6 protein-coding genes, 2 tRNA genes, 2 rRNA genes and 1 pseudogene (1 of these 11 cut by a window edge) are annotated in these 13888 nt (G+C 42.7%); 9 read left to right on the top strand and 2 right to left on the bottom strand.

Annotation, left to right across the window (positions count from 1 at the left end; all coding sequences use genetic code 11):
- Positions 1-58 precede the first annotated feature (58 nt).
- From infC to rplT, 3 genes are all read left to right on the top strand, one after another.
- Entirely contained in the window at positions 59-580 is a 522-nt protein-coding gene (infC, locus tag LRS05_RS13780; protein ID WP_257868846.1) for a translation initiation factor IF-3, read from the top strand.
- A gap of 122 nt (positions 581-702) precedes the next feature.
- Positions 703-900, top strand: coding sequence for a 50S ribosomal protein L35 (gene rpmI, locus LRS05_RS13775; protein WP_257868845.1), 198 nt, complete (start codon positions 703-705; stop codon positions 898-900).
- A gap of 95 nt (positions 901-995) precedes the next feature.
- On the top strand, positions 996-1340 hold the full coding sequence (gene rplT / locus LRS05_RS13770) for a 50S ribosomal protein L20 (protein WP_257868844.1): 345 nt from the start codon (positions 996-998) through the stop codon (positions 1338-1340).
- Positions 1341-1420: 80 nt separating this feature from the next.
- On the opposite strand, the gene LRS05_RS13765 is transcribed toward rplT, so the two are convergent.
- A complete protein-coding gene (locus LRS05_RS13765; protein ID WP_257868843.1) occupies positions 1421-1849 on the bottom strand; it encodes an HNH endonuclease signature motif containing protein in 429 nt (142 codons plus the stop codon).
- Between the two features lie 396 nt (positions 1850-2245).
- Positions 2246-2791, bottom strand: coding sequence for a DUF262 domain-containing protein (locus tag LRS05_RS13760; RefSeq protein WP_257868842.1), 546 nt, complete (start codon positions 2789-2791; stop codon positions 2246-2248).
- Positions 2792-2994: 203 nt separating this feature from the next.
- Between LRS05_RS13760 and LRS05_RS13755 the strand changes: the two are divergent.
- The 6 genes and pseudogenes from LRS05_RS13755 to LRS05_RS13730 form a co-directional block, all read left to right on the top strand.
- Positions 2995-3069 (top strand): annotated as a pseudogene (locus LRS05_RS13755) (50S ribosomal protein L20); the annotation flags it as partial.
- Between the two features lie 276 nt (positions 3070-3345).
- Complete coding sequence (locus LRS05_RS13750) at positions 3346-10434, top strand: T9SS sorting signal type C domain-containing protein (protein WP_257868841.1); 7089 nt, start codon at positions 3346-3348, stop codon at positions 10432-10434.
- 679 nt (positions 10435-11113) lie between these two features.
- A 16S ribosomal RNA gene (locus tag LRS05_RS13745) occupies positions 11114-12631 on the top strand.
- A 183-nt stretch (positions 12632-12814) separates the two neighbouring features.
- A tRNA-Ile gene (locus LRS05_RS13740) sits at positions 12815-12888 on the top strand.
- A gap of 202 nt (positions 12889-13090) precedes the next feature.
- A tRNA-Ala gene (locus LRS05_RS13735) sits at positions 13091-13164 on the top strand.
- Positions 13165-13393: 229 nt separating this feature from the next.
- A 23S ribosomal RNA gene (locus LRS05_RS13730) occupies positions 13394-13888 on the top strand; it runs 2380 nt beyond the window's last position.
- The 16S and 23S rRNA genes sit together here with 2 tRNA genes alongside, the layout of an rRNA operon.

The raw sequence follows: 13888 nt of genomic DNA, 5'->3' as shown, positions 1-13888 counted from the left end.
TTTAATTTAAATTTTTAAAGCCATAGCTATAAGAAACAACAGGGGGCCACAGCCCCGCGTGGAAAAGAAAGACGCTCACAGGATCAACCAGCTTATCCGGGTACCGGAAGTAAGGCTTGTGGGCGAGAATATTGAGCCGGGCGTTTACAAGACGTCTCAGGCGCTGCAATGGGCAGAAGAGCAGGAGCTTGACCTTGTGGAGATATCTCCCAATGCCGCACCGCCCGTATGCAAAATAATGGACTATAAGAAGTTCCTTTATGAGCAGAAGAAGCGTGATAAGATGCTGAAAGCCAAGTCAACGCAGATTACTGTAAAGGAAATCCGCTTCGGCCCGCAGACAGACGAGCACGATTATGAGTTCAAGCGCAAGAATGCAGAGAAATTCCTGAAGGAAGGCTCTAAGCTTAAAGCGTTTGTATTCTTTAAAGGGCGCTCAATCATCTACAAAGACCAGGGGCAGATATTGCTGCTGAGGCTTGCGCAGGACCTTGAAGAATTCGGAAAGGTAGAAAGCATGCCGGTACTTGAAGGGAAAAGGATGATCATGTTCATCGCACCTAAAAAGAAAGCGAAATAATTGAGTTAAAATGTTGAAAGTTAAAATGTTTGAAAGTTGCCAAACGGAACTTTTGAAACAATCAACATTAAAACTTTACAACAAAAATAAGTAAGTAAGATAAATTAAAATACAGGAAGAAAATGCCTAAAATGAAAACTAAATCCAGTGCCAAAAAGCGCTTTAAAGTGACTGGCTCTGGTAAGATCAAAAGGAAGCACGCTTTCAAGAGTCACATCCTGACAAAGAAATCGAAGAAGCGTAAGCTTGCCCTTACTCATGCTGCACTGGTTCACCCAACAGATGAGAAGAGCGTAAAACAGCAGTTAAGATTAATCTAAGCCGCTGTTCGGTTAAAACAAGTAATAACCCTGGAGCATGGCCAATTTAAGTTTCCGCACAAACCGGAACGCCTGCTACAAAACACATCAAAATTATGCCAAGATCAGTAAATTCAGTAGCTTCACGCGCTCGCAGAAAGAGAGTATTGAAGCAGGCCAAAGGTTTCTTTGGCCGTCGTAAAAACGTTTGGACAGTAGCCAAAAACGCGGTAGAAAAAGCAATGGTTTATGCTTACCGCGACAGAAAACAAAAGAAAAGAAACTTCCGCGCACTTTGGATTATGCGTATTAATGCAGGTGCAAGGCTTCACGGAATGAGCTATTCTCAATTTATGGGTAAAGTAAAAGGTGCAGGTATCGAATTGAACCGTAAGGTTCTTGCCGACCTAGCCATGAACCACCCTGAAGCGTTTGCTGCGATAGTAAACCAGGTTAAATAAAGAACGTTTTATAAACAATATATTTATCTTACTTATTTAAAAGAGCCCGCACAGCAATGTGCGGGTTTTTTGATTTAATACTATTCCACTTTATTATTCTTCGCTCGATTAAAATATCGTAATACTAACTGAGCGTTGGCTTTCTCAGTTTTTCCACCTTTAGAATATGGTATTATGTGGTCAACCTCTGAATCTTCTATCGCCAATATTTTTTGTTTTGATATACTACAGTATGGGTTTGAATTAAATAATTCTTCTTTTATAGAATAGGGAAATGTTCTTTGTTGGTACGATTTGTCTCCTATAACTTTTTCGAGCATATCCATATATGTTTTGAATCTCTTTTTGACATTGTCTGTATCAGAGGTTTTGAAACCTATCACTTCCTGAAACTTATTATCTTCAATCATCAGTTGGAGAAGACCCTCTCTAATAAGATCTGCATTTGAGAGAACTTCATTTTTAGAGAAGTTGACAAATCCAACCATTTGTAAGTCGAACAATGCCATATTAAGTTGTTGTGTCCATTTGCCTGGCTCAGCATCTGTTCCGGGTAAATATCTTCTAAACGCCTTGTCTCCAAAAACTGTCTTAACAAGATCCTATGCAATGTTCGAATCGATTTTTATACTCAATCTGTTTTTCTTTACTGATGTTCTTATTATCCCGTAACTCTTTGTTACAGAATTGTTTCATGGAAGATTTGTAATTTAGATATGATTTTTCAGATATTGCTAAAAATCGTAAAATCATACCTCTGTAAATCATTCTGTTCTTATAGTTAGGCTTTTGAATTAGAGTGTTAAAGGTAGAATTTTCACTTAACTCCGCTAAAAGTTTTATATAGTTTCCACGATATACAGTATTTCTAATTTCATCCTCATTCAATTTTGTTGAACCAGTGTTTAGTCTTTCGAATATTTCAAACTTGATATCTTCATTTGATTCTTTTTAATTATTATTGAATGAAGAGTCGTTGTTTTAATTTTTGTCTGTTGGTCTTTATCTAAATCATTATATTTTTTTCGATTTAAATCTGATAAAACTTTCAAGCCACTTAGTTTAAATTCATCCCCATTTGGAAATTTTCCATCCAGAAACGAAAGAAATGAAGTTAATCTCTGCTGTCCGTCAATCACAGAATACGATCCATCTTTCTCTTCCGCCAAATAAATTACTGGTATTGGCACATCTAGTAAAATTGATTCAATCAAACGGCTGGCAATTTGTGCTGAAGCAACATAATTTCTTTGATACTCTGGCTGTAATGCAAGTTCATTATCTTGCCTCATGCTTAGGAATTCTCTTATCGAGAAATCTTTGGCTTGCCATACAATTTTTCTGTCTACGTTTCCAATATCTAACGAGTCGTCTTCTTGATCATAAAACTGATCTGATTCAATATTTTGAATTGTCTCTGTAACTAAATTAGGGTGTTCCAAATCTGACATAATTGGTAGGTTATGGTTAATTTTGACTAATGTATAAATCTAAATTTATTTCTAATAAAAAAATGTATTTTTTTAACATAAGTATCTAAGAATTGTCATTCAAATATTTTTATTATTAGCTTAAAGAGCGTTGTATATAAAAATGTTATTATTAAGGAACTAGTATGTATTAGGATTTTCTCAAGATTTTGCCTGCAATATTTGACCGTAAAGTTCTAGCCGACCTAGCCATGAACCACCCAGAAGCGTTTGCTGCGATAGTAAACCAGGTTAAATAAAGAACGTTTTATAAACAATATATTTATCTTACTTATTTGAGAAACCCGCACAGAAATGTACGGGTTTTTGTTTTATGACACGTAAGTTTTTTACGATTAATTCAAAAATTGGTAGTTTATTTTACATTTGAATATGTTAAAATTTATCTTTATTGCATATTTCTTAAAGAAGTGCATTTCACCGAGTATTTAGCGCAGTTTATCGATGTAAATCTTAAAGTTCATTAACTACTATGCCCGGGTAGCTTATTTTGTATCATCTAAATGATGAATGATATGGAAATGAACTACTTAAAAAGACTTTTTAAACTTGCAGGGTTTGTTCAGAATGTTGCTGATAGTAAATTTAGAAAGCGTTTATCTGCTGCTTATCTTTTCGGTCTGTTTACAACTGCTGCCACAATACCGGCAGCTGCCCAGACAACCGTTTTCAGTGAAGATTTCAATATTTCGAGAGGTACGTCTTACACTACCGTAAACGGCCCTGTGGGTACCAGCCCTACGTGGACTATGCTGAGAAGCGGCACCGACTTCGGGGCACGTATAAACTCAGGTATCCTCTCACTTACAGGCGATGCTACAACATCCGGAAATCTTGCGGGCTGGGTATTAGCATCTACGCCCACTACAGCATTTTCAAATTTGTACAACCCTATACTTAATGCAAACTTTGGGCAGGTAACATGGACGTTCAACATGCGCCAGTCACGCTCAAACCCTTCAGGGCCCGCATCAAGCTATTACGCCAGTGCCTTTATCCTTGCGGGTACATCAAGTACAACTGCAACTACCGGCAGTGGTTATGCGGTTATCTTCGGGCAGTCTGGCAGCACAGATCCTATCCGAATCATCCGTTATTCGGCAGGGCTTCGCACATCCACCAACGTACTTACCACAATCAATGCATCATCAGATATTGGTAACGAATATCTAAGCTATAAAGTTGTTTATACCCCAAGTACAAACCTTTGGCAGGTATATGCCAGGATTGATGGTACATCTTTCCAGGATCCGGATACAGGATCTTTAACCCTTGTAGGTTCGGGCGTAAACAGCGCTTCAACCGGAACTTCGCTCCCGCTTATGGGCGCTTTCTGGAATGCCGGCATACGCACAAATCAGTCTGCATCATTTGATAATATTAAAGTAGCTGTAACCGAGCCTGACCTGATATCCCTTTCACCTACATCAAGAATTGCCAATACCGGGGCATTTACCCTTACTTTGAACGGTACCGGCTTTACATCAAATTCAGTTGTGCGATGGAACGGGTCAAACCGTACCACAACTTTTGTATCGGCAACACAGCTTACGGCTTCAATACCGGCAACAGATATAACATCGGCAGGTTCTGCCACCATAACTGTAGCTACAGGAAATTCGGTGACAGATCCGCTTACGTTTATTATAGACCCGCCCGCTGTACCATCAGTTTCTACAAATACAAACACCATCCCGAGGCTTTTTACTACAACCGGTACGGCATCATCTGCACAATCATTTACCGTTACAGGCAGTAACCTTACCAGTGATGTAGTTGTAACAGCACCGGCAAATTTTGAGATTTCGCAAACCAGCGCCACAACGGGCTTTGCCGATTCACAAAATCTTTTACGTTCCGGTACAACACTTGCTACTTCACCAGCCACTATCTATATTCGTTTAAAGGCATCTGCCGCTCCGGCATTATATTCAGGAAACGTTACAGTTGCTTCAACCGGGGCATCTTCAAAAACAGTCGCCGTTACGGGTACTGTATATGCTGCTGAGCCAACCACATCTGATAGTGCACTTACCTTTTCAAACCCTACATCAATATCGTTTACTGCTTCGTGGACAAACGGAAATGGCTCAAACCACCTTGTGCTGGTACGGGCGGGAAGCGCTGTAAACGCCACTCCGGCCGATGGTACAGGCTATACTGCTTCAGCGACTTTTGGGGCCGGGTCAGAAATTGGCACGGGAAATTTTGTAGTGTATAACGGCACTGGCAATACAGTTACCATAACCGGGCTTTCACCTGCAACCACTTATTTTGTGTCGGTTTTCGGCTTTAACGGCAGCGGAGGTACCCAAAACTATAAGATAACCATCCCGGCTACCGGCAGCAGGCTTACGCTTAATGCCCCTGTAGGATTGCAGATAAATAATGCCAACGTTGTAAACAGGATTGATTTTGATGCATCTGTTGAAGGTGTAAATAACAGCGCATTTGCAGGCGGAGGCATGAATACAGCGCCGGGTATGGGAGAACTTAATTCTAACGCCTGGGCTTTTGCAGGCTTTGCAGACGGAAATATTAATTTTGGAGGGCAAAGCATTGAAGATTCCGATTCGTATGAAAACGGAGTTTCTGATGGCGGAGTTACTGACGCCGGCGTTTATGCCTTTGAAGTGCAGCCCAACAATTATGCCCTGGGTTTCCAGCCGGGTACGGGTAATTTTGCGCCGGGCAGTGTAACCCTTCGTTTCCAGAACCAGACAGCATCTACCGTAACAAGCATAAGCATTGGCTATAAAGTATATGTGTACAATGATGCTGCAGGGTCAAACAGCCTTAACTTCAGCCATTCGGCAAACAATACAACCTATACAGCTGTAACTGCGCTTGACCATACTACGCCTGCTGCCGCAGATGCAGTACCGGGCTGGAAAGCTTACTATAAAGTTGTGACACTTACCGGGCTAAGCGTGGCTTCAAATGCTTACTACTATGTAAGGTGGAGTGGTGCAACAGTATCAGGCACCGTGTTTGATGAAGTAGCTATTGACGATATTTCAATTGTTGTAAACCCTACCACAGCATTTGCATCATTTGCAGGAAATGCCGAGACGTTTGTTGTTGCCGGCAATGCCGATCTTTCAGGTGCAGTAAGTGTGGCAGGAAATATCTCTTTCCTGAATAGCAGCAAGCTAAGCATAGGCGCCAATACCCTTACGCTAAGCGGTACTGTTACCAATACAACAACCGGCGGGCTTAGGGGCAGCGCATCATCAAACCTTATTGTAAATGGCGCCATTAGCCCAACATTAAGTTTTGACCAGACAACTCCGGGTACAACCAACCTGTTCAATAATTTTAGCGTACTTACAACAACAGCTAATACTGTAACGGCAGATAACGCATTTGCGGTAAACGGAAGTTTAACCGTTGATACGGGGCAGACGCTGAATATGGGTGCAAATACACTTACCGGTAACCTAACCACGATTTCAAACAGCGGTACAGTCACCAGCCAGAATACTTCGGCAACACCGTTTACTTCCGGAAAAAACTGGGGTAGTGCCGGTACGGTAATACTTAACGCAACAGCTGCGCAAACACTGGTTGCAGGTACATATAACAATGTAACAATAAGTAATGCAGCAGGAGCAACGGCAACAGGCAACCTCACAGTAAATGGCGTGCTGCACCTGCCAAATGCCAACCCATCAGCAACAGCGGGAAGCCTTGCTACAGGCAACAATGTTTTGACAATGGGCGCTAATGCCACAAATACGGGTGTGGGTGATGTAAGCGGTATTATCAAGCGTATATCAATCTCATCAAATATATTGTATACATTCGGTCACCCACAAACAGCAATCATTTTTCCGCCAACAGGTACATTGCCTACCGAGCTTACAATGAAAACCGTATTAGGAAGCGCACCGGCAGGAAAAAGTGACGGTATATTGCGTACCTATGATTTTATACGAGTAGGCGGATCAGGTACTAAAGCGATAATCAAAGCACATTATCTTGACTCTGAACTTAACGGAAATACTGAAAACAGGCTGGTTGACTGGGTGGTGCAGGTATCGCCACCGGCTGTACTGGAACAAAGCCGTACAAACTATGATACAACCGAAAACTTTGTAGAACTTGCCAACGTTAACATTGCTTTCTTTGATACAGTATTTGGCAATAAGCTGCTTACGCTGGCAAACTCGCAGGTAACAGGCTCAGTGTGGAACGGGTCTGTAAGCGACTCATGGGTTACCAGCGCCAACTGGACACCCAATGCAGTACCAAATGCAAATACACAGGTTATAATACCAGGCGGAAGGCCTAACTATCCTGTACTGGCCCCAAATGTTGAGTTAAGGACACTTACCATTGAAGCCGGTGCAACTGTTACATCTCCGGCTGATGTTCAGCTTACAATAAATGGTGATACAGGTGCGTGGATCAACAATGGTACATTCAACCCGGGGACAGGTACAAGTGCCGTGATTTTTACAAACACGTATGATGACCCTTCAACCACGCTTGATGACGCCAATGATGTTACCATAGCAGGTACAACAACTTTTAACAACATCACGGTGGGCGCCCTTGCCACGCTCAGGCCGGTTACAAATAACTATATGAGCATTGCCGGTACATTTACCAAAACGGGCAGCTTTATTGTAGGGTCAGTGCAAAATAGTGTAGCGTATACTGGTACTAACCAGACTATTGTTGTGCCAAACGGCGTTACCACAGCATATGATAACCTTATAATAAACGGTACGGGAACGATATTCCCTTCAGCATTAAATGTAAATGGTGATTTTATAACAAACCAGGCCGTAAACCTTTCTTCAACTACGATAACGCTGGCAGGCTCTGTAGACAACCAGACTGTAGGCGGAACTGTTGCACCGGCATTCAGTAACCTTACGGTGAATAAAGCTTTCGGAGAAGTGGTGCTATCACAAAATGCAAGTATTTCAGGTACGTTAACCCTTACCCAGGGATTATTCAACATTGGCAATTATAACCTTACGCTTGGCGCTAATGCTGTGGCCGGAACATTCTCAACATCAACTATGATTGTAGCCGATGGTACTGGTGTTGTACGTAGGCCATATACAGGTACAGGCTCATACTTTTTCCCAATTGGTGAGAAAACGAGCAATACCTCTTATTCGCCAATTGCGGTAAATATTACTTCAGGAACATTTAATAATGCTTTTGTTGCTGTTAATGTTGTTGATGCCACACACCCTAACAATTACAATACAACTAATTATTTTACACGCTACTGGAATGTTACGCAGACAGGTATAACCAACGCAGTGGCAACAATTACCGGTAATTATATAACAGGTGATGCTGTAGGGGGAGAGGCGGCATTATCTGCAGCCCAGCTGAACGGTACATTTAATGCTGTTACAAACCCATGGGTTAAGTTTAGCCCGCTTTCAGCAAATACGCTTACGGCAACCGGCGCAACGCTTACAGCAGGCCAGACATCATATTTCAGTGCTATAGCGGGTAGCAATATCGTTATTAATATTGCCGGGGCAGGTTCTTATTGCCAGGGTGATGCTATAATGTTTGCAGCCGAAGTAACGGGCGGTACTGCACCATATACCTACCTGTGGTCAGACTCTTTAGGTACGGCATCAACAGCAATGCCTTCAATTTCAGCTGGAGGTACATACAACTATACTTTAACTGTTCGTGACGCTAACGGGCAGACAGCTACAGCCAACGCGCAGGTTATTGTTTCTGTCCCTGCGGTCGCGGGTACGCTTTCGGCAGGTAGTGTAATATGTCCGGGCGCTCCGGCCAACCCTATAACTGTAAGCGGCTATACCGGAAGCATTTTACGTTGGGAACGCGCATTAACCACCGAGTTCACTGCAGTTACATTTATCAATAGCACATCGGCAACGTTAAGTTCAGCAGAAATTGGCAGCCTTACTTCTACAAGATACATCAGGGCGGTAATACAAAACGGATCATGCCCGCCGGTTTATACACAACCTGTTGAAATACTTATAGAGTCTACAACATGGAATGGTTCAGCCTGGAGCAACGGTGTGCCAACAGCAACAAAAGGTATTATATTTACAGGTAACTATACTGCAACAGCAGATATACAAGCTTGCAGCATGACAGTAAATAATGGTGCTGTTGTAGTTATACCTTCTGCAACAACAGTAACCCTTAATGGTGCAATTACCGTAAATAGCGGAAGCTTCACCCTGAAAAACAATGCCAACCTGTTGCAGCTTACCAATGTTGCCAACTCAGGAAACATTATTGTAGAGCGCGAGAGTTCACCGCTTTACAGGCTTGATTATACAATGTGGTCAAGCCCGGTTACAGGCACAAAAACACTGCAGGAGTTTTCTCCGGCAACAATGTCAGACCGTTTCTTTACGTATAATACCGCTACTAATCAATTCAGTTCTGTAAGCGCTGCGCAGACATTTACAAGAGGCGCAGGATACCTTATCCGCATGCCAAACGGTATCAATAGTGTTCCGGGCTACAATAATGGTACTGTATCAACCATCTTCAAAGGTGTTTTTGAAGGTGTGCCACACAACGGCCCGGTAACCAGAACACTATCGACCGCAAGTACAGGATATAATATGATAGGAAACCCTTATCCGTCTCCAATAAATATCCCGGCTTTCCTTACGGCAAACCAGAATACAATAGACGGCACGGTGTGGATATGGAGAAAGAAAAATAACCCTAACAGCATCAATTCGGCTTACGTTACTATTAACAGCACTGGGCAGTATGTGGGCAATAATGAGCCTGAGCAGGAAAATCCGGCAGGTATATTAAGAACAGGGCAGGGCTTTATAGTAAAAGTAAAATCAGGCAACACAAGCAATGATGTTACATTTACCAATGCTATGCGCAGCAATGACACAGCTAACCAGTTCTTCAGGCAGGCGCCAAATGATGTTGTCACATTGCCCGAAAGCCACGGTATCTGGCTCAACCTTACCAATACCAGCGGATTCTTCTCACAGATGTATACCGGTTATATTGACGGCGCTACGGCAGGTGAAGATTACGGTATAGATGCACGCTATATAAAAGACAGCCCGACCGTGTTAGCTGCTGCTATAAACAACGAAGAGTTTATTATACAGGGCCGTGCGTTGCCATTCACAACCGCCGATGTAGTGCCGCTTACATTCCGCACCGCTGCAGCAGGGACTTACAAAATAACTATAGACCATGTTGATGGATTGTTTGCACAAGGTCAGGATATCTATATTAAAGATAAGTTTTTAGGTACAGTACATGAACTTACAGCCGGAGCCTACACTTTCACAACAGAAACCGGAGCGTTTACTGACAGGTTTGAAATTGTGTATATGCCTGATAGTACGCTGGGAACAGATAATCCTTCAATTTCAGCTAATGATGTAATTGTTTATAAGAAAGATAATTCAATTAATATAACTGCCGGCACAGCAACAATTGAAAGCATAAGCATATTTGATGTTCGCGGAAGGCTGATTTATGAAAAATCAGGTATTAATAGCTTCACACACAGTATTGATAGCTTACAGGTACAAGAGCAGATGCTAATTATAAATGTAAATACAAATAAAGGAAAGGTAAGCAAGAAGGTAATTTTTTAAAATAATTTGTTAGTAGGTAAAGGCCCGTACATTGTTTTGCGGGCTTTTATATAATATAGAAGTCTAATAGAATATCAGCTTAGAAAATTAATTGGTTATTTTGACCAATCTTTCACTGGGTCAAATGTCCTGTCAAATTTTTTAATTTTTTTTTTTACTTCCAACCTTCAATGCCTCAATACGTTAAGCAAAAGTTAAGAAGCGTGGTAAAAAATAAACCCCTTTAAAGTTTGGAAAGCTGGAAAATCTCGCTACTTTTGCACCCGCATTGAACAAGTGCAGCGCTCATTGAAAGACAGGATTAAGGTAAAAGCCACGAGCCACAAGCGAGAGGAAAAACCTTAAAATTTTTAAGAAAAAAGATTTGGATTGAAAGGGAAAGAGATATTATCTTTGCCGTCCGGTTTCGAAAGAAGCCAGCGCAAAATCAAAGCTATTTACTGAGAAATTAGGAATGAGAAAATAAATCAAAAAAAGTTTTCAAAATTCTTGCCTGGTAAAAAATAAGTTGTACTTTTGCACCCGCTTACAACGGCAACGTTGAGGCGAAAAAAAAAAGAAAGACACGTTCATAGACATATTGGATTGACAGCATTAAAGAGAGAGTAAGCAAATCGGGTAGGTTTGAAGAAATTAAACAACCTGTAGAAGGACAAGCGTCGTAAAATATTTAAAATATACGATGAAGAGTTTGATCCTGGCTCAGGATGAACGCTAGCGGCAGGCCTAACACATGCAAGTCGAGGGGTAGAAGCTTTCGGGCTTTGAGACCGGCGCACGGGTGCGTAACGCGTATGCAATCTGCCTTACACTAAGGGATAGCCCAGAGAAATTTGGATTAATACCTTATAGTATATTTTTGTGGCATCACAAGATTATTAAAGATTTATCGGTGTAAGATGAGCATGCGTCCCATTAGCTAGTTGGTATGGTAACGGCATACCAAGGCAATGATGGGTAGGGGGTCCTGAGAGGGAGATCCCCCACACTGGTACTGAGACACGGACCAGACTCCTACGGGAGGCAGCAGTGAGGAATATTGGACAATGGGCGCAAGCCTGATCCAGCCATGCCGCGTGCAGGATGAAGCATCTATGGTGTGTAAACTGCTTTTGTACGGGAAGAAACACCTCTTCGTGAAGAGGCTTGACGGTACCGTAAGAATAAGGATCGGCTAACTCCGTGCCAGCAGCCGCGGTAATACGGAGGATCCAAGCGTTATCCGGAATCATTGGGTTTAAAGGGGTCCGTAGGCGGCTTTATAAGTCAGTGGTGAAATCCGGCAGCTCAACTGTCGAACTGCCATTGATACTGTAGGGCTTGAATTATTGTGAAGTAACTAGAATATGTAGTGTAGCGGTGAAATGCTTAGATATTACATGGAATACCAATTGCGAAGGCAGGTTACTAACAATTGATTGACGCTGATGGACGAAAGCGTGGGGAGCGAACAGGATTAGATACCCTGGTAGTCCACGCCGTAAACGATGGATACTAGCTGTTTGGTCGTAAGACTGAGTGGCTAAGCGAAAGTGATAAGTATCCCACCTGGGGAGTACGAACGCAAGTTTGAAACTCAAAGGAATTGACGGGGGCCCGCACAAGCGGTGGAGCATGTGGTTTAATTCGATGATACGCGAGGAACCTTACCAGGGCTTAAATGTAGAGTGACAGGACTGGAAACAGTTTTTTCTTCGGACACTTTACAAGGTGCTGCATGGTTGTCGTCAGCTCGTGCCGTGAGGTGTCAGGTTAAGTCCTATAACGAGCGCAACCCCTGTTGTTAGTTGCCAGCGAGTCAAGTCGGGAACTCTAACAAGACTGCCGGTGCAAACCGTGAGGAAGGTGGGGATGACGTCAAATCATCACGGCCCTTACGTCCTGGGCTACACACGTGCTACAATGGCCGGTACAGAGAGCAGCCACTGCGCGAGCAGGAGCGAATCTATAAAGCCGGTCACAGTTCGGATCGGAGTCTGCAACTCGACTCCGTGAAGCTGGAATCGCTAGTAATCGGATATCAGCCATGATCCGGTGAATACGTTCCCGGGCCTTGTACACACCGCCCGTCAAGCCATGGAAGCTGGGGGTACCTGAAGTCGGTGACCGCAAGGAGCTGCCTAGGGTAAAACTGGTAACTGGGGCTAAGTCGTAACAAGGTAGCCGTACCGGAAGGTGCGGCTGGAACACCTCCTTTCTAGAGAAATGACGCCCTTATATAGGTTCTTCAGATTGAAAGATGGGTTTACTCTCGCTGTTAGTTCAAAAATATTAAAGAAAAAGAGAGCAGGAATTATTTTAAATTTTGAATTATGAATTTTAAATGAAGGGCAACCGACATTCAACATTCATAATTTAAAATTCAAAATAGAATAAAAATAGTCTCGTAGCTCAGCTGGTTAGAGTACTACACTGATAATGTAGGGGTCGGCAGTTCGAGTCTGCCCGGGACTACAACTTTTGAGTTAGAAAGTTGAAAGTTAGAAAGTTTTAAAGTTTCCGAGCGGAACATTCAAACATTACAACATTCAACATTATAACAAAATAAAAGTTTTTCTGATTCTTAAAGGAAATTTTAGAAGTTGAGTGATTACACGTTAAAGTGAGCACGTTACCGTACTGCAAACTGGGACTGGTAGCTGCGACTTATAAAAACGGGGGATTAGCTCAGCTGGCTAGAGCGCCTGCCTTGCACGCAGGAGGTCATCGGTTCGACTCCGATATTCTCCACGAATCTGGTTGATTCGTTTATGCGTTGATTTGTTGATTTGGCCTTGCCGAATACACGAATAACCGCATCCACGCATTAACAATAGATAAAAGTTCATTGACATATTGCGATAAGAAAACACAAGAAAAAAATATAGAAAGAATATTTTTTAGTGAAAAGCCAAAAGGCACAAGTACGCTAGTTCTGCTAGTGGCTAAAACCTTGTGGCTAATTACTAAATTGAAAGCACAATAAGCAAAATAAGGGCGTATGGGGGATGCCTGTGGCTCTCAGAGGCGAAGAAGGACGTGATAAGCTGCGAAAAGCTGCGGGGATTGGCACACACGAGTTGATCCGCAGATATCCGAATGGGGCAACCCGGCATATTGAAGATATGTCACACCGATAGGTGAGCAAACCCGCTGAACTGAAACATCTAAGTAGGCGGAGGAGAAGAAAACAAAAGTGATTCCGTAAGTAGTGGCGAGCGAACGCGGAATAGCCCAAACCAGGATTGTTACGGCAATGCTGGGGTTGTAGGACCACGATATTTCTTGCAAACAGAACTGGAACCATCTGGAAAGTTGGGCGATACAGGGTGACAGCCCCGTACAGGTAATGAATGTAAAGGATAGTGGTATCCTGAGTAGGGCGGGGCACGTGAAACCCTGTCTGAATCTGGCGGGACCATCCGCTAAGGCTAAATACTCCTGAGAGACCGATAGTGAACCAGTACCGTGAGGG

This window comes from Flavobacterium sp. J372 (assembly GCF_024699965.1).
GTDB lineage: Bacteria > Bacteroidota > Bacteroidia > Flavobacteriales > Flavobacteriaceae > Flavobacterium.
This window is presented reverse-complemented; position numbering and strand designations above follow the sequence as displayed.

Excerpts from the sequence above, each read along its gene's own strand:
- rpmI (WP_257868845.1), top strand. The coding sequence starts at position 703 with ATGCCTAAAATGAAAACTAAATCCAGTGCCAAAAAGCGCTTTAAAGTG.
- rplT (WP_257868844.1), top strand. The coding sequence starts at position 996 with ATGCCAAGATCAGTAAATTCAGTAGCTTCACGCGCTCGCAGAAAGAGA.
- LRS05_RS13765 (WP_257868843.1), bottom strand. The coding sequence starts at position 1,849 with ATGGCATTGTTCGACTTACAAATGGTTGGATTTGTCAACTTCTCTAAA.
- LRS05_RS13760 (WP_257868842.1), bottom strand. The coding sequence starts at position 2,791 with ATGTCAGATTTGGAACACCCTAATTTAGTTACAGAGACAATTCAAAAT.
- LRS05_RS13750 (WP_257868841.1), top strand. The coding sequence starts at position 3,346 with ATGGAAATGAACTACTTAAAAAGACTTTTTAAACTTGCAGGGTTTGTT.